Origin of the sequence: Chitinophaga sp. HK235 (genome assembly GCF_018255755.1) — a bacterium.
Taxonomy (GTDB): domain Bacteria; phylum Bacteroidota; class Bacteroidia; order Chitinophagales; family Chitinophagaceae; genus Chitinophaga.
On sequence record NZ_CP073766.1, the window covers coordinates 2,020,851 to 2,038,182 of the forward strand.

The following is a 17,332-nucleotide window of genomic DNA, read 5'->3' on the forward strand; positions in this document are numbered from 1 at the left end:
ATTATTTAATGATCTGTCCTTTAAAATATTTGGAGAGGAAAAATGAGAGGTCTTCCTTGTAACCTTTGCCGGAGGCTTCAAACTTCCACTTTCCTTCTTTTACATAGAGGCGGCCAAACTCCACACCTGTTTCGATAGAGAAGTCTTCTCCCAGTTCATATTTGGCTATCTCCTGAGAATTGGCGTTATCAACGATACGGATATACGAATCCCTTACCTGTCCGAAGTTCTGTCTTCTGGCGATAGCGTCGTGGATAGTCACCACAAACAGGATTTCCTTTACGCGGGGGTCTACCTTGGTGAGGTCTACCATGATGGTTTCATCATCACCACCGTCACTGTTGCCACCGGTAGGATCATCACCCGTATGATGCAGTGCACTGTCCGGAGAATCTACGTTGCCATAAAACACAAAAAAACCTTCTTCTGGAATCAACCTGTTATCATCGATCATAAAGGCAGAAGCATCCAGATCGAAAGCCGCACTGGTTCCTTCATTCGGTTCCCATCCCAGTCCGACACTGATACTGGACAAGCCAATATCAATCCTTTGTCCTTTTTGTAAGTTAATAGCCATTGTTCTGAAATTTTAAAACGTAGGTAAGATAATGTTTTTAAATTATAATGAATATTGCATATTTGAAAATTTACATATGTAGCAAAGGTAAAATCAGGAAATTTTATTCATTATTCCCTTTCAGCTTATCGTGATCTTTAATATCGGGCCATTCAAACATAGCCGGGTCCAGCTGCTTTTTCACCACCTTTACCGCTTTATACTCCATTATGAAATAGTCATCCATAATCACTTTAATATCCAAAGGCACTGCCTTTATTTTCGGATATATAAAATCAAAGTTATTGTGGCTGAAATGACTGAAGTGTTCCGGGTTCAGGGGTAATCTATCCGAATAGCTGAAAAACCGCTTAACATTAATATCACCATATGCCGTTTCAATAAAAAACTGGTTACAGGGAAATCCTGCCAGACTATCCTTTTCAAAAATATACTTGAAGGAAAGCACCTGGCTATGCTTCTGGGGGTCTCCCGGACGTACTGCCGGGGAATTTCCTGTAAAAGTGATAAACACCTCATTTCGGATCGGGCTATACATTTCCGTCAGTGTCTCATTTCCATCAATATTTTTACGGCCTTTAAATACCCATTTGTAGCATCCGTTTTTGTAGTAATAAACGGATGAAGTACCAAAACGTTCCTTTGCTTTTTTTATATCAGCAGTACTGTCAGTGTAGGAGACGGTATGTACAAATTCAATATACCCTTCAAATTCTTCAGGGGCCTGTTCCTGCCCGTACAAAAACTGTACGGACAAGATCAGGCATACAAATACATAAATCGTTTTCATCAGGTAAGGGCTAAATACTATCGTTTCGGTATCTCTCTCAGAATATGCAGCAGGTAATCATAAAAACGACCTACAGAGGATATCTGTACACATTCATTGGGAGAGTGTGCACCGCGGATGATGGGTCCGAAAGAAACCATATCGGGGCCATTCATCAGCGAACCCAGGATACCGCATTCCAGACCAGCGTGGAGAGCGCCCACTTTTGGCACATGATCAAAATGGTCGTTATACAGGGAACGTACCAGTTTCAGGATAGCAGAATCCGGATTGGGTTTCCAGCCGGGATAACCACCAGTCTGCGATACTTCACAGCCCATATTTTCGAAAGCGGCTCTAACGGCCAGGGCTACATCTTCTTTGGTGCTTTCCACGCTGCTGCGCTGCAGGGACTGTGTGGTAAACGTACCATCTTTTACGATCACTCTGGCGAGGTTGGTGGAAGTTTCCACGAGGTCTTTAATATCGGGGCTCATGCGGAATACGCCGTTGGGCACTGCATAAAGGGCATTCAGCAGCTTGCTGAAATAGGCTGGTTCCATCATGGCCGCGGGTGCGGCTGTTGGGATAGCCTCTACCGTTAGACCAGCTTCGATGGTTTTGTATTCTTCGGTGAGCACGGCTGCGAACGTACGGATAAACGTTTCAAAACCGGCTTTATCGGTGCCAGGTATCACCACTGTAGCGCGGGATTCGCGGGGGATGGCATTACGCAGGCTGCCGCCGTCGAGGGTGGCCAGGCCCAGGTCGAAAGACTGTTTAGCTTTATACAGCAGGCGGTTCATCAGTTTGTTGGCATTGCCTCTGCCTCTGTGTATGTCTATGCCGGAATGGCCTCCCAGCAAACCTTTGATGGTGATGGCATAAGCAGTATAACCTGCCGGAACGGCTACCTCCTGGTAACTGCCACGGGTATTGGTGTCCAGGCCGCCGGCGCAGCCGATGGTCAGTTCATCTTCCTCTTCCGTGTCGAGGTTCAGCAGGATACGGCCGCTGAAATTAGCAGGATCGAGCTGCATAGCGCCGGTCATGCCTGTTTCCTCATCGATGGTAAACATGGCTTCTATAGCCGGATGTTGTAAGTCTTTGGCCGACAGGATCGCCATGATGGCGGCTACGCCGATGCCGTTGTCTGCGCCTAAGGTAGTGCCACGGGCCCTTACCCAGTCGCCGTCTATATACATATCGATGCCCTGGGTATCGAAGTCAAATACAGTATCACCGTTTTTCTGGTGTACCATATCCACGTGTGATTGCAGGATGACAGTCTGCCGGTCTTCCATTCCGGGGGTAGCCGGTTTTTTGATAACCACGTTCCCGACAGCGTCTTTCTTCGTTTCCAGTCCCAGTTGTTGTCCGAATTCCATCATAAAGGCGATCACCCTTTCTTCCTTTTTGGAAGCCCTGGGTATAGCATTCAGGTTGCTGAAGTGCTGCCATAAAGCCTGCGGGGCAAGTGTTGTTAGTTCCATGTAAAGCTGTTATAAGAAAATTGTTGTGGCATAAATATCCGGCTGGCAATGTATATAAATCCTGTGAAACGCACAAAATGCTACAGATAACGCAGATAGGAACCGGGGTTGCTCAGGAAGGAGTGGGTAATCCGATAATGTTCCGTTTCCTGGTATTCAACAGGTTGTATTCCCTCTCCCTGTATCTCATAGAGCTGAGCTTCCGGGATGCCCATCAGGATGGGCGAATGGGTGGCGATGATAAACTGTGTGTTATGACTTTTCAGCACCTCCAGGATATAGGAGATGAGAGCAAGTTGTTTTTGCGGCGACAGCGCGGCTTCCGGCTCGTCCAGCAGGTAGATGCCATTGTCGGAGATCTTTTCTTCTATTATTTTCAGATAGGCTTCTCCGTGGGAAAAGGCCAGCAGGTTCTCCCCATAGTCGCGGCGCATCTCACGCAGGGCCATGTTCATTCCATCATTGAGTTCATTGATCACCGCATCGGCCACCTCTCCGCGCAATGGTTCCAGGTGCATATTGTTCCTGTCACGCTGACGTTTCAGGCTATAGATAAAATCGCTGAAATCTTCTGCCCGGAAAAAAAATCCTTTCAGTGGCTTTCTGACCTGTTGTATATTCAGATAGGGCTGCAGGGTCCTTGCGGCCTCAAAGCCTTCCCGCATACCGATGTCCCCTCCCATCAGCGGGAGGTCCAGATGAAGTGCAATACTCTCCAGCAAAGTGGATTTACCACTGCCGTTGTCTCCCACCAGAATAGTGATCCGTTTATCAAGGGCTATGTCTTTGGCAAACCTGACAGCCGGCACATCGTACGGAAAAGGATGTTGTCTTGTAGTGTTAATGGAAAAAGAGCGAAGGAAAGGCATAACAAGCAATATTAAACGACGCTACAAGGTATAAAAAAAGGGTATAACAAGAATAATTCCGGTCACTTTTTTTCATTTTTAGCCTGGTGTATTTTAATCTGCCTAGTGTTATTTTGTATAAGTTTGCAATATCAAAACACCAACCAACTATACCTTGTTTTTCAATCAACTACACAACGAGAGAGCGCTGCTGGATGATATTGCAAATGGTGATGAGCGGGCATTCAGCGTTCTTTTTGCTCATTATTATCCTTTTTTGTTTTCTGTGGTAAAGCGTTTTTCCCTGGATGACAGCGATGTGCAGGAAGCATTGCAGGAAACTTTTATACAGGTCTGGCTGAACAGGGACCGACTGGCAGCGGTTGAGAATATACAGGGATGGCTATTACGCATCGCTACCCGCAGATGCCGCGAGGTATTACGTAAAACCCTGTTGCGGGAACGTACGGCCCTGCAAGCCAATGCAAGCGTTGAAGAACAGGTGAAAGTTACGCCCGAACATCACATGCAGGGCGGCGAAATAAAACGACTGGTACAGGAAGCCCTGGACCAGATGCCGGAACAACGCCGGCGGATCTACCTGATGAGCAGGGAAATGGGACTTAAACCCGCTGAAATTGCCGAACAACTCTCTCTTTCCGTCAGTACCGTTAAAAATACCCTCGTAATAGCCCTCAAACAAATACGTGAACACCTGGAAGATGCAGGTTATGCCCTTATCTACATATACTTTTTTTATAATATCCTATAAAAAAATGACTTTGGAGTAGTACGTTTTGCCGCGGCGTTGCACTTTATATTGACAAAGACAGAAGTGCAATGGAGCTTGAACGGTTTCAATTTTTATTGGAGCAATATAAAAAGCGGCAGCTCTCCGGAGCTGAGTACGAGGAATTGCTGGCACTTACCGATAATACGAATGAAGAACAATGGGAAACCCTGGTAACACAGTTATTGCAAACCACACAGTGGCAACCTGCGCATCTGGCCAGGGAGTTCATTGATAAGGAATTGTTGTTGGTATTGGCTGCCGACAAAATGCCGTTAACTGATAAGCAGCATCGTATACCATCCGGCCCCCGGGTACATCTTCTGATCAGATGGAGATGGGTGGCTGCTGCCATAATATTTGTTTTACTGACCGTCAGCTCCTTCTTTTGGTTGCAGCATAATCACAAACAGACCATGATAGCTGCTTCCCAACCATTACCGGTGAACAGGCCCCCCGGACATCAGGGGGCCATATTAACACTGGCAGATGGCAGTCAGTTAGTATTGGACAGCCTGAATAATGGTGTAATCGCCAATCAGAAAGGGGCCCATGTAGTATTAAACAACGGTCAACTGTTGTACGACGCCCAACAAGCCAGCGAAATAAGTTATAATACCATTACCACCCCGCATGGAAGACAATATGCCTTAGTACTATCAGATGGCTCACGGGTATGGCTAAACGCAGGCAGTTCTTTAAAATACCCCACCACTTTCAGTAACGAGGAAAGAATAGTGGAATTATCCGGCGAAGCCTACTTTGAGGTAACCAGGATCACGAACAAAGGCACCGCGAAAAAAATACCTTTTATCGTTAAAACCATCTCCCAGCAAATTCTGGTCCTTGGTACGAGCTTCAACATCAATGCTTACAGCAATGAAGCGGCGGCCAAAACCACCCTGATCGAAGGAATGGTACGCGTAGCAGCAGCCGGTGCTTCACAAGTGGCTGTTGTCCTGAAACCTGGCCAGCAGGCTGTGTCGGCAACCATCACAGGGAGCCCGACCCCAGCATCCGTAAAAGTAATCGACAGCCCTGATATTGATCAGATAATAGCCTGGAAAAACGGGGCTTTCAACTTCGAGGACCTGCCACTGGAAGAAGCCATGCGTCAGCTGGAACGATGGTATGATATCAAAGTGATTTATGAGAATGGTATTCCGGATATCCGGTTTTTCGGAGGTGTAGACCGCAATATGAATTTAGGCGACCTACTGGAAATGTTTGCTGAAGCAGGTCTTAAATACAGAATGGAAGGAGGCGGGAAGCTGATTGTCATGAATGGAAAAAATTAATACAAACTAAAAAACCGCCACGGTTAGGGCCCATGACGGTTAAACGACTTAGTTAATATTAGACGTGAGGAACCACATTTGCTAAAACCAAAATCAATTGCAAAGTATGCAAAAAACTGTGAACTGGTGCAGGCGGACCTCTATTGCCATACATGGCCACCGCACCCTCCTGAAAACGATGTTAATGATGGGACGAAGTCGCAAGGCAGGTTTCCATCGTTTCACTGAGAAAACATATTGGATTGCGATGAAATTAACCGTTTTTTTATTGACTGCCGCTTTTCTCAGCGTGCAGGCCGTGGGTAGTCGGGCCCAGACCATTACGCTTTCCGGTAAGGACATCCCTTTAAAACAGGTATTTGCCGTTATCAAAAAACAAACCGGATACCTTGTTTTTGGCAACATCGATCTTTTAAAGTCTGGTAAAGCGGTCACGCTTTCGGTACAGCAACTTCCGCTGCAGGATTTTTTAGGCGTTATATCCAAAAATCAGTCGTTTTACTGCGAGATGAAGAGTAAAACGATTATGCTGATTCAAAAACCTTCACCCAATCTTTCGGAAAATGCAATGGCATACAACCAGACAGATACCAGTACTGCCAGCACTGTTACCGGTTTTGTCAGGAATGAAAAGGGAGAACCGCTGATAGGAACAACCATCGCAGTAAAAGAATTGAAGCAGGTGGCGCTGACAAATGAAAAGGGCGAGTTTAAACTCAGCGGCGTGCATAAAGGATCTGTACTGATCGTCACCAATATCGGGTTTAAAACACAATCGGTTACTATACAGGACATCAGGAAAAAAATAGAAATAATCCTGGAAAGAAATATCTCCAGCCTGTCGGAGGTGGTGGTGAATACAGGTATTGTCAACAGAAATATTAACACTTTTACCGGCGCAGCCACCACTATTACCAAAGAAGACCTCATGAAGGTAAGCAACAAAAATGTTATCCAAAGCCTGAAAGTACTGGAACCTTCTTTAATGATATTTAATAATCTCAGTTTCGGTTCCGACCCCAATAAGTTGCCCGAAATGATGCTCAGAGGGAATTCCTCTTTTCCTCAGGGAACAGTCACCAACCTGAAAGGAGACTATGGCAATAGCCCCAATCAGCCCCTGTTTATTCTGGATGGTTTTGAGGTTAGTTTAACAAAGGTGGTGGACCTGGATATGAACAGAATAGAAACGATCACCATTTTAAAAGACGCCTCTGCTAAAGCTATCTATGGGGCGAAAGCCGCCAATGGCGTGGTGGTAATTGAAACAAAGAAAAATACAGGCAATAAAGCTATCATCACCTATAATGGCAGTGTGGATGTAGAAACACCTGATTTATCGAGCTATAATCTTACTAATGCAGCCGAAAAACTGGAAGCAGAAAGATTGTACGGCATGTATTCCCAGATTTCAGATTATGCACCTAATTATCAGACCCAGCTACTACTCGACCAGCAATATAATCAACGCCTGCAGACAGTGCTTTCGGGCGTTAATACAGACTGGATGTCCAAACCACTTCGTAATGGGCTGGGCCAGAAACACGGGATATCAGTTGAGTTGGGGGAAAGAGATCTGAAACTGTTTGCTGATTTTTCCTATAACAACATTGCCGGTGTTATGAAGGGTTCTTCCAGGAAAATATTTGCTACTTCCGCTACCTTGTCTTACCGGTATAAAAATTTCCTGTTCAGAAACATCCTGAGCTTTACAGATGGTAAAAGCAGCGATTCCCCCTATGGAACATTTGGTGAGTATGCTAAAATGAATCCTTACTGGACACCCTATGATGAATTCGGCAACCTGAAACAGAACGCTGAAACCGGCATCATTCCTTACGTTGGCAGTACTACTATCTCCAATTTTTATGCGCCGAATCCTTTATATAACGCTACGCTCAATACCAAACTGACCAATAATTATACAGAGTTCATCGATAATTTCTATACTGAAGTCAATTTGATGACGGGCTTAAAGATGTTATTGAGAGGTAGTTTTACCAACACCAAAAATCAGGCAGATGAATTTTATCCCGCCAACCATTTGAAATTCCAGAATTACACTGGTGACGATTTTTTCAGAAAAGGTTCCTACAAAAGAAATGAAGGCGGCCAGGTAAGATACACCGGAGACTTTAACATGAACTATAACAAGCCCTTCGGCGATAAACACCTGTTATTTGTGAACGTTGGCGCTAATGTCAGCGAGCGTAGTTATGAGGAAGTTGTTTACAATACAGAGGGCTTTCAAAATGACCGGATGAATGATATCCTGTTTGCCAAGCAGTATAGTAAAACCATGAACCGGCCAACCGGCAGTGAAGGCACTACAAGAGATCTGGGCTTCCTGTCCATAGCCAGTTACTCTTATGATAATCGTTTTTTTGCAGATGCCTCTTTCAGGACCAGCGCTTCTTCCCAGTATGGTGAAAACCACCGCTGGGGCTCATTCTGGAGCACCGGCATAGGATGGAATATTCAGAACGAAAAATGGATAGAAGACCTGAATATTTTCGACAGGTTAAAACTCCGTGCATCTGTTGGCTCAACAGGATCGCAAAACTTTAGTTCCTATCAGTCTCTCGCCACCTATACCTATATCCAGGATAAGATATACCAGGGTTATCTGGGTGCGTATTTAAAAGGATTGGCCAATCCAGACCTCAGATGGCAACAGAAAATGGACTATAACGTTGGCGTTGATTTCAGCATATGGAAGAAACTGACCGGACGTGTGGATTATTATCAGAGCATTACCCAAAATACCCTGTTGGATTTTACACTGCCTCCATCCACCGGATTTTCCAGTGTAAAGGAAAATCTGGGTAAAATCCGCAATACAGGCATTGAAGCGGTGCTGTCATATAATATCTATTCAGATCCTAAGAACAGATCTTATTTTTCCGTGACCGCATCAGCCATACACAACAAGAACATCATACTATCCATTTCCAATGCGCTGGATGCTTATAATCAGCAGCAGAACAAGATTTCAGAAGACCGGTTTAATAACACGACCGTTACTAAATATTATAATGGCGTATCCCTGGATGCCATCTGGGCTGTGAGATCACTGGGTATCGATCCTGCGAATGGTCAGGAGATATATTTGACTAAAAACGGTACCAAAACCTACACCTACTCTGCCAGCGATCAGGTGGTGGTGGGAGATAATATGCCGAAAGTATCCGGAACATTCGGATTGAACGGGGAATATCACGGATTTGGTGTGAACGCTTACTTCACCTTTTTATGCGGAGGTCAGCTGTACAACCAGACTTTAGTAGACCGCGTCGAAAATGCGGATATGAGTTATAATGTAGACAAACGCGTATTGAACAGCACCTGGCATCAGCCCGGCGATATAAAACCGTTTAAAGCACTGGGCTCCGTGGAAATTCAAAACCCGGATGGTACCTGGACGCGGAAGTTCATCCGCACCCAGCCCAGCGACCGGTTTGTAATGGACAGAAATGAGCTGTCACTGGCATCGCTGAGCTTCTCTTACGACTTCTACAGATGGGCCTTTCTGAAACAAATGGGTTTACAACGGTTACGTTGTGCATTTTATACCAACGATATTTTTACCATATCGTCTATTCCGGTTGAACGCGGAACAGATTATCCATTCTCCAGAAAGTTTTCTTTTTCAGTGTCGGGCACTTTTTAGTATCACCGATACTCTTTGTTTAAAGATGCTTGTATTGTATGAAGTCTAAACCAACTATCATGAAACGATTATTAGTTTTAACTATAGCTGTATTCAGCCTTTGTTCCTGTAAGAAATGGCTGTCAGTAACACCGAAGTCAGAAATATCTTCTACTGAACTGTTTAAATCAGAGCAGGGGTATAAGGATGCCCTGATTGGTGCTTATCTGCTGATGACTTCCACCAGCTCCTACGGTTTCGAGAGTACGGTAGGATTTGTAGATGTGCTGGCCCAGCAATACGCGATTCCCGGATCAACTCATCCATACTACTATGCCTCTTTGTATCAGTATGATCAGTTGTCAGTAATCACCCCCAAAGATAATATCTGGAACACCAACTATAATGCAATTGCCAATCTAAACAACATCATCAACACCATCGATGATAAGAAAAGCAGTATGAACCCTGCCAACTATGCTTTAATAAAAGGAGAAGCGATGGGGCTAAGGGCTTTCCTGCATTTCGATCTATACCGGCTTTATGGCTATGGCAACCTGGTGAACACCCCTGCCGGATTGAGTAATAAAACACTTCCTTATGTTAGCAGCTATTCCAAAAATATTACGCCGCCGGTTACCGGAAAAGCATTCCTGGATTCCGTTAAAAATGATCTCTCCCGTGCAGCAGATTTAATGGCGAAATATGATTCTATAAGTGTTGCGAGGAGTGCACAAAATGGTCTGGATATTCCGAATGCAGATCATTTCTATGATAACAGGAAAATGAGGTTCAATTATTTCGCGGTCAGAGCCACCCAGGCCAGGGTATACCTGTGGCTGGGCGAGTACGACAAAGCGATGGCGGCAGCTCAGGAAGTGATTACCAAAGCTCAGGGCAACCTCGTTACATTTAACGGCGGTACCATTAACGATCCCAATCCGGTAAATAAGGACTATACCTTTAGCACAGAACATATATTTTCACTGAACGTACAAAATATGTACGATTTCATAAAACCATATATCGACCAGTTTGCGGCTGATGGTTTAAATATAAATTACAGTCAACTGGCACATAGCGGAACAGTGGCCAATGACCTTTATGAGATCAATACCAAGCCTGGCATGTCTTTATCAGACTATCGCTACAAGGAACTGTATAAAAAAATATCTCCTACCAGTTATCTCCTGCTGAAGTTCACCTACGTGCTCAATTCATCGTTTAAAGACCGGATGCCCATTATTACCCTGCCGGAGATGTATTATATCATGGCGGAGTGTTATAATGAAACAAATGATCCGGTAACAGCGGTTACATATCTCAATACAGTAAGGACCAACAGAGGAATTTCCATTCTTTATAAACTTCCTGACACGCTTACCAAATCTGACGTGACGGCTGAAATTCAAAAGGAGTATAGAAAAGAATTTGTAAGCGAAGGACAGTTGTTCTATTTCTATAAACGACGGGGTAATATCAACATCCCCGGAACGGCCAAAGTGATGGATAATTCCATTTATATTTTACCGATACCTCAGCGCGAGCGGGATATGAGCAGTGGGCAATAATAGTTGGCTGATACCTTGTTTTATAATGATTAAAATGATTGTAATGAAAAGATTATTAATTGCACTCGTAGGTATTATGCTGATAACAGCCTGTAAAAAGGAGCAGATAAAATTATATCAGGATACGGACCCTTCACTGTATTTCACACTTAATACCTACTCCTATTCCTTTATGACCGACCTGGACTCTACGTCCAAGGTCATCTACCTGCCTGTTAAACTTTCCGGCGCCTTAAAAGACGCTGACAGATCCTTTAATGTGCAGGTGATAAATGATACCAATACCACTGCCAATAAAGACTGGTATGAACTAAAGACAGGGACACTGCCGAAGAACAGTGTTGACGGAACGATTCCTATAGTATTGAAGCGGAATGCCCTTATCGATACAACGATTATAAAACTGAAACTTTCGCTGACGCCATCTTCAGCGCTGGATACAATGCCCAGCGCTACTATACAGATTAGCTGGACAGGGAAAATCATTCAGCCGATCAACTGGAACTGGTTACGCTACTATTTTGGAACGCCTTTTTCCACGGCATGGTATAAGTTTATTATCAAGGCAACGGGGAAGTCTTCTTTTCCTTATTCACCTACATTAGCCAAAACAGATCCTGTGACCTGGTGGATGAGTACTGCTCAGATACAGGCCTATTCCTTACAGGTAAAAGAAGTACTCCAGGCATATAACGCGGCTCACCCGGACAGTCCGCTGACACACGACGATGGTTTGTATAAAGGGCAGTTAGTGTCGATGCCATAATTTCTAACTTCAAACTTATTACCGTGAAGAAACTAATATACTATATACTCCTATCTGTTGCAGCATTCGGGATATCCTGCGTAAAGGATAAATCTACTTTTGATACCAACAAAATCAACCCGATTGTAATAGATACCGCCGGAATGCTGGCACAATTGGTACAGTTTCAGTTTGACACCCTGCAGCTTATGCCCAGGGTAACCCAGTCAGGACTGGATTCCAGTCGCCTGAAATACAGTTGGACCATGAATGCCTATGGCGGATACGAAAGAGTGGTGGGAACAACCAGGCGACTGAATACTTCGATTATAGAAAAGCCCGATCCTATCCCTTACACGTTAATCCTGCGGGTGACAGACACCACTACTAATTTAAAAACAATTTTCACCTGGTCTGTTCAGGTTATTTCTCCTTTCGGGGAAGGCTTGATAGTGGCTGATACCAGAGATGGAGCTACTTCAGACGCAAGCCTTATTATGGCTTTCAATTTTACCTCCAGTTTGATAAAAGATAGCGGAACAACCAGAATTTTTCAGAACGCCTATAGCCGCGCCAACGGTAACCAGAAGATGAATGGTATCGTAAAACAGCTCAACTATATGCGTTATAACAGTACCAAGGATATCACTTTTTTAACCGACAATTCGTTTATCAGAATTAATCCCAACTCTTACCAGCTGTCAGGCAAGGACAATGACTTATTTGTACTGGCTCCCGGAATCATTAAACCAGATGAAATTCAATCGGCCATTACCATCAATCAGCACCAGTATCTTATCAATAACGGGAAGGCCTATGGTCGTTATGGAGAAAACAAACAATTTGGATACTCTTTTTTAGCACCGGATGCGTTGGGATATAGTTGTCAGAAAATTTGCGGGCTCCAGAATCCTGTATCTAGCCCAAAAACGGCGGGCATATTATATGATGAGAAAAACAACCGGTTTTTATTGTTGCCACGGATGGTATTAATGAGTAACCCGTTGATGAGTTTCAATCCAACTGATTTTTCAGATCCGGCACCGGCTTTCGATCCGAATAATATGGGCAATAAAACCTGTTTGCAAATGATGGAAGGATACGATCGAAGAATCATTTCTATTTTGAAAACAAGGGACCAGGACCAATATTTTGCCTATCAGATCAAATTGACAGAACCTCTTACCGGTAAAATGGGCATCATGGTCAATGATCTGAGTAATAACCCTGAAATAGCACAATCCAGATTTTATACCTGCTCCAATGCGGAACAGGTGTTGTTTTATGCGACAGACAATCATGTTTATGCTACTACCCTTGAATTGGGTAGCCCAAGCACCACCACTTTAAGATACACCACCACCAATGGTGAAAAAATCACCGGTATGAAAATGTATACGGGTGGTGGAAGTATGTATCTCCCCAACCCCAATGCGCCGGACGACTGGAGCCAGAGAATGTCATTTTCATCGGCCAACCGGTTGTTACTGCTCAGCACTTACAATGAAAGTACCCAGGAAGGTAAAATTATCACCATACCACTTGAAATACTGGGCATAGGCGGATTGGTCACCAACCCGGACTATATTAAAACCTATGGTGGATTTGGCCGGATAACAGCATTCAGTTTACAGGCTTTATAAATTTTAAAAACAAAGGAAAATGAAAGTAAATTTTTTTCTATTAGGAATGATGGTACCAGGTGTAATGTTTGCCCAGCAAGGGAAATTCACCGTGAATGGAAGCCTTAAAAAAGAAATAACGAAACCAGCAATGGCTTATCTGAATTATCGTACAGCTGATCAAACCATAACAGATTCCTGCATGATAGAACAAGGTAAATTTGTATTCAAAGGAAACATTGATGAACCAAAGCGGGCGACCCTTATTGTCAATTACCTGGGATCGGGCATGAAGGACAAAGGTGTACATCAAAGAGCAATTTACCTGGAACCAGGTAATATAAAAATCAACGGCAAGGATTCGTTACCTGATGCCGGTATAACGGGATCGGCCATTAACAAAGAGCAGGAGGAACTACTGGCGGCATTAAAATCTCCAGCCGATCAGATGAAGGCCTTTATGGCAGATTATTATGCACTGCCCAAAGACAAACAAAATGATTCTTCTGTGCGGGCCGTGTTGGATAAAAAGTATTATGCCATTAAAGAAGAGGAAAAAACAGCTTATTTAAATTTTATTAAAACGCATACCCAATCCGTTGCAGGACTTGATGCATTGAAAAAACTAGGTACCTCCATCGAGGATTATAAGGTTTTAACGCCTTTGTATGAATCATTCTCCAATAATGTAAAAAACAGTATGGCTGGAAAAGATTATGGAAAAGACCTGGCTATTATGAAAGCAACGGCTATTGGTGCATCCGCACATGAATTTACGCAAAATGATACAACGGGACAGCCTGTAGCACTGACCAGTTTCAGAGGTAAATATGTGCTGATTGATTTCTGGGCTTCCTGGTGCAGTCCTTGCCGTGCTGAGAATCCCAATGTGTTAGCGGCTTACTCAAAGTATCATGATAAGGGCTTCGAGGTTCTGGGCGTTTCCCTGGATGACGAAAAATCCCATACCAACTGGCTGAATGCCATCAAACACGACGGACTAACGTGGCAGCAGGTATCCGATCTGAAAGGCTGGAATAATGTAGTTGGCCGGATGTATGGTATCAGATATATACCTCAGAATTTTCTGGTAGACCCAAGTGGTAAAATAATCGCAAAAAACCTGAAAGGTAAAGACCTCGAGAAAAAACTGGCTGAGTTGTTTAAGTCTTAAACATCCCGGCGTAAACCCGCAAAGAGAGGGCGTCTCAGGATAAATACCTGAGACGCCCTTCTCTTTAAAAACGGTTCGTTACCTTATCTCCTCCCCTTTCCTCATCTTATCCAGTAGCCTCTGCTGGTATTCAATCTGGTATTTATTTTCCTTTTTATCTTCGATCCTGCTGATGGCTTCTTCCTGCAAACGGATGGCCTGAGCGGTATCTCCCAGCCGGTATAACAGGAACGCCTGTGTGCTGATAAATTCCGGTTCCGGTTTTTCTTTTACAGCATGTCCACTCCATTCCAGCGCTTGCCGTATCATTGCGGTGTCGCGGGTATTACGGCCCAGGCTGCGGGCGAAGCTGTTCAGCTCTGAGGCGTCTACCTGATGGGCATATTGTTTCATAAACGCCTGTACGCCCTGTTCAAAAAGATCATAGGATTTACTATGCTGATACCATTGCAACCTGAATTTTTCGGTGATCAATGTGGCCACTTCCGGGTATTTTTGCTGCAAACGGGTCTGAATAGCTTTAAAATCCGGTGTGGTGCTTTCGTTCAGGCCTGCGGCATAAATTTCTTCCCCCATAATAATCTGTTGCACTTTACTTTCTGCATAACGCGGGCTCATTACCTGATCAATCTTTGTTGCATTTTTCCGGAAGATAATAAAGCCCGTATCCTGGCTGCTATGGGTAAATTCATCCATAAACCGGATGACTTCCGGCGCAAAGAGGTCTGGTACCGTTTGCAGGTATTTGCACGAAAAGAAACGGGAGTATTGGCCATCATAATTTTTAGCGGCATCTGTGGCCAGTTTTTTCAGGGTGTCCGGATGATTAACCACGCTTTTAGCCATAGCGGCCATTCGGGTATAGTACTGCGTTTCGGGCTGCAATGCTTTGGCAGAAGCGGCTATAAAGCCGGCAGCACTGTCACTGCCTACTACCAGGTGCACCAGTTTACCTTCCGGAGAAAAATACAGGAACGTCGGATAGGCCATCACGTTATATTCCTTACCAATGGCTTCCGCATCCTTATACCAGCGTTTTACGGATTCCTCATCTTTGGCGGTCTTGTCCATCTGCACTTTTACGCTGATGAATTTATCATTAAGAAACGCTCCTACTTCTTCCTGCGGGAAAACATCGCGGCTCATCATTTTACAGGGGCCGCACCAGGTGGTATAACAGTCGGCAAAAATAAACTTGTTTTCCGCTTTGGCTTTGGCTTTTACCTGTTGCCAGCTGAGTGCATGTTCAAAATGTATTCCTTTGTCCTGGGCTGCGGCAGGCAAGCCTATCAGAAGGAGACTATAAAGGAATAATTTCCAGGGAGATGATTTTAGCGGTTTGTACATACGATCATTTTTAATGAGATAGTTGGCGGCGAACCCATAGCAGATGGTATCCGCCGCCTTTTTTTATTGGTTGGTCTACTTTCTTTCATTAGGCTCCAGTTCGGGATTGAGCTGCATCAGCTTGGGCGCGATCGGGAACACATAATGGTAGTCATTGGGTTTTATTAAAAACGTTTGTCCGTTATAGTTATGCGTGATTGTTTTAGCAAAACGAGGTTCTTTGTTGAGCCTTTTCAGGTCGAACAGGCGGAGCCCTCTAAAACACAGTTCCCGGCGCCTTTCCTCCAGCACCTGCAACAAAGCATCATCAGCAGTGGTAGCAGTGGCGGGCTGCCAGGCAGCGCGGGCAATACGCATTTTACGCAGCGTATTCAGGTCCTGCATAGCCCCAGCGGGATCATTCAGTCTGGCTTCACATTCTGCCCGCACCAGGTACATTTCCGGGACGGTAGGGCCTACAACACGGCTGTCGAAAGACAGGAACTCTCCGTAGTAGTACAGATACCCTTTGAAAGGATCGGTGGTGGAAGTGAACAATATTTTGTAACGCAGGTCCGTCAGCGAATCCTTAAAAGCTGTTTGCAGGTCTTTGCTCAGAGAAAACCAGCTATATGAATTAGATACTGTTTTCATCAGGATGGTTTCTGGATTGTTTCTGTTCTGCGGAAAAGTGTTACGCGGATCAGCAACAGCATTATTGTAATCGAACAGCTCTCCTTTTATGCCCAGCGCTTTCGATGCAGCGTTCAGGGCGTCCTGGAACCGGCCCATGATCAGGCAGGTACGGGCCAGCAAGGCATAGGCGGCGGCCTGCGTAGGCTCGTAGGCGCTGGTACTGGTAGTACCCAGCAACGAAGCAGCCTGATTGAGATCACCCAATAGCTGGTCATATACGGCTTTTACAGATGCCCTGTTCAGTTTGGCGTCCATGGTAGGCGCCAGCAATAAGGGCACTCCTTTGTCGGTTGCGGCTGTAGCTGCATCGTATTGTACAGCGTACAGGTTTACCAGCGACAGGTAGGCAAATGAACGGTGTACCAGTGCTTCGCCGATCAGCTGGTTACGGTCCTTTTCCGAGCCATCGGTGACCGCTTTCATGCCATCCAGCACAACATTAGACAGATACACCTGTTTGTACAGGTTGCTCCACTGAGCATCATTGTCTGTGCTCATAAATACATTGTCCTGCCAGGTATGTATCCGGTAGGAGCTGGTGCCCAGGTAGCCCAGTCCCTGCTGTTCATAGAATTCTACATTATCCGTGGCCAGTTCATCTGTACCGTAGGAGCCTGCGAGATCATTGGAATTATTGAGCAGCAAACGGTAATCCTTATACGTAGAAGGGATGACTTTGCCCTTGGGTTTTATGTCGAGGTAATCCCTGCTGCATCCTGCCAGGGTAATCAGTGCAACAAAATATATCAGATAAGTACGGACCATCATTCCACA

General features: G+C 44.7%; 13 protein-coding genes. 7 read left to right on the top strand and 6 right to left on the bottom strand.

The features are described from left to right. Window position 1 precedes the first annotated feature (1 nt). From KD145_RS06440 to KD145_RS06455, 4 genes are all read right to left on the bottom strand, one after another. Window positions 2-577 (bottom strand): TerD family protein, encoded by a 576-nt coding sequence (locus KD145_RS06440; RefSeq protein WP_212005086.1) that lies wholly within the window; start codon window positions 575-577, stop codon window positions 2-4. A gap of 103 nt (window positions 578-680) precedes the next feature. Then, the gene (locus KD145_RS06445) at window positions 681-1,367 is read right to left on the bottom strand and encodes a hypothetical protein (RefSeq protein WP_212005087.1); all 687 of its coding nucleotides are present in this window, start codon (window positions 1,365-1,367) and stop codon (window positions 681-683) included. Between the two features lie 17 nt (window positions 1,368-1,384). Further along, a complete protein-coding gene (locus tag KD145_RS06450) occupies window positions 1,385-2,839 on the bottom strand; it encodes an aminoacyl-histidine dipeptidase (protein WP_212005088.1) in 1,455 nt (484 codons plus the stop codon). An 80-nt stretch (window positions 2,840-2,919) separates the two neighbouring features. Further along, window positions 2,920-3,708, bottom strand: coding sequence for an AAA family ATPase (locus tag KD145_RS06455; RefSeq protein ID WP_212005089.1), 789 nt, complete (start codon window positions 3,706-3,708; stop codon window positions 2,920-2,922). Window positions 3,709-3,862: 154 nt separating this feature from the next. Here KD145_RS06455 and KD145_RS06460 point away from each other — a divergent pair, with 154 nt between their 5' ends. The 7 genes from KD145_RS06460 to KD145_RS06490 all read left to right on the top strand — a co-directional run bounded on the left by KD145_RS06460 (window position 3,863) and on the right by KD145_RS06490 (window position 14,536). Continuing rightward, window positions 3,863-4,459 carry an RNA polymerase sigma factor gene (locus KD145_RS06460; RefSeq protein WP_212005090.1) on the top strand — a complete coding sequence of 199 codons (597 nt, stop codon included), beginning with the start codon at window positions 3,863-3,865 and terminating at the stop codon, window positions 4,457-4,459. 68 nt (window positions 4,460-4,527) lie between these two features. After that, on the top strand, window positions 4,528-5,775 hold the full coding sequence (locus tag KD145_RS06465) for a FecR family protein (RefSeq protein ID WP_212005091.1): 1,248 nt from the start codon (window positions 4,528-4,530) through the stop codon (window positions 5,773-5,775). A gap of 106 nt (window positions 5,776-5,881) precedes the next feature. Further along, window positions 5,882-9,445, top strand: a complete 3,564-nt coding sequence (locus tag KD145_RS06470; protein ID WP_212005092.1) for a SusC/RagA family TonB-linked outer membrane protein — start codon at window positions 5,882-5,884, stop codon at window positions 9,443-9,445. A 59-nt stretch (window positions 9,446-9,504) separates the two neighbouring features. Then, window positions 9,505-10,995: a RagB/SusD family nutrient uptake outer membrane protein gene (locus KD145_RS06475; RefSeq protein ID WP_212005093.1), complete on the top strand. Its 1,491-nt coding sequence runs from the start codon at window positions 9,505-9,507 to the stop codon at window positions 10,993-10,995. Window positions 10,996-11,038: 43 nt separating this feature from the next. After that, window positions 11,039-11,761, top strand: coding sequence for a DUF4843 domain-containing protein (locus KD145_RS06480; protein WP_212005094.1), 723 nt, complete (start codon window positions 11,039-11,041; stop codon window positions 11,759-11,761). A gap of 23 nt (window positions 11,762-11,784) precedes the next feature. Continuing rightward, complete coding sequence (locus KD145_RS06485) at window positions 11,785-13,383, top strand: PKD-like family lipoprotein (protein ID WP_212005095.1); 1,599 nt, start codon at window positions 11,785-11,787, stop codon at window positions 13,381-13,383. A 19-nt stretch (window positions 13,384-13,402) separates the two neighbouring features. Then, window positions 13,403-14,536: a TlpA disulfide reductase family protein gene (locus KD145_RS06490; protein WP_249219748.1), complete on the top strand. Its 1,134-nt coding sequence runs from the start codon at window positions 13,403-13,405 to the stop codon at window positions 14,534-14,536. 78 nt (window positions 14,537-14,614) lie between these two features. On the opposite strand, the gene KD145_RS06495 is transcribed toward KD145_RS06490, so the two are convergent. Then, window positions 14,615-15,883: a thioredoxin fold domain-containing protein gene (locus KD145_RS06495; protein ID WP_212005096.1), complete on the bottom strand. Its 1,269-nt coding sequence runs from the start codon at window positions 15,881-15,883 to the stop codon at window positions 14,615-14,617. A gap of 75 nt (window positions 15,884-15,958) precedes the next feature. After that, entirely contained in the window at window positions 15,959-17,326 is a 1,368-nt protein-coding gene (locus KD145_RS06500; protein ID WP_212005097.1) for a RagB/SusD family nutrient uptake outer membrane protein, read from the bottom strand. Window positions 17,327-17,332 lie beyond the last annotated feature (6 nt).

Bases quoted from the DNA above. Each gene is read 5' to 3' on its own strand.
- KD145_RS06440 (WP_212005086.1), bottom strand. From the start codon at position 577: ATGGCTATTAACTTACAAAAAGGACAAAGGATTGATATTGGCTTGTCC.
- KD145_RS06445 (WP_212005087.1), bottom strand. From the start codon at position 1,367: ATGAAAACGATTTATGTATTTGTATGCCTGATCTTGTCCGTACAGTTT.
- KD145_RS06450 (WP_212005088.1), bottom strand. From the start codon at position 2,839: ATGGAACTAACAACACTTGCCCCGCAGGCTTTATGGCAGCACTTCAGC.
- KD145_RS06455 (WP_212005089.1), bottom strand. From the start codon at position 3,708: ATGCCTTTCCTTCGCTCTTTTTCCATTAACACTACAAGACAACATCCT.
- KD145_RS06465 (WP_212005091.1), top strand. From the start codon at position 4,528: ATGGAGCTTGAACGGTTTCAATTTTTATTGGAGCAATATAAAAAGCGG.
- KD145_RS06470 (WP_212005092.1), top strand. From the start codon at position 5,882: ATGCAAAAAACTGTGAACTGGTGCAGGCGGACCTCTATTGCCATACAT.
- KD145_RS06475 (WP_212005093.1), top strand. From the start codon at position 9,505: ATGAAACGATTATTAGTTTTAACTATAGCTGTATTCAGCCTTTGTTCC.
- KD145_RS06480 (WP_212005094.1), top strand. From the start codon at position 11,039: ATGAAAAGATTATTAATTGCACTCGTAGGTATTATGCTGATAACAGCC.
- KD145_RS06490 (WP_249219748.1), top strand. From the start codon at position 13,403: ATGAAAGTAAATTTTTTTCTATTAGGAATGATGGTACCAGGTGTAATG.
- KD145_RS06495 (WP_212005096.1), bottom strand. From the start codon at position 15,883: ATGTACAAACCGCTAAAATCATCTCCCTGGAAATTATTCCTTTATAGT.
- KD145_RS06500 (WP_212005097.1), bottom strand. From the start codon at position 17,326: ATGATGGTCCGTACTTATCTGATATATTTTGTTGCACTGATTACCCTG.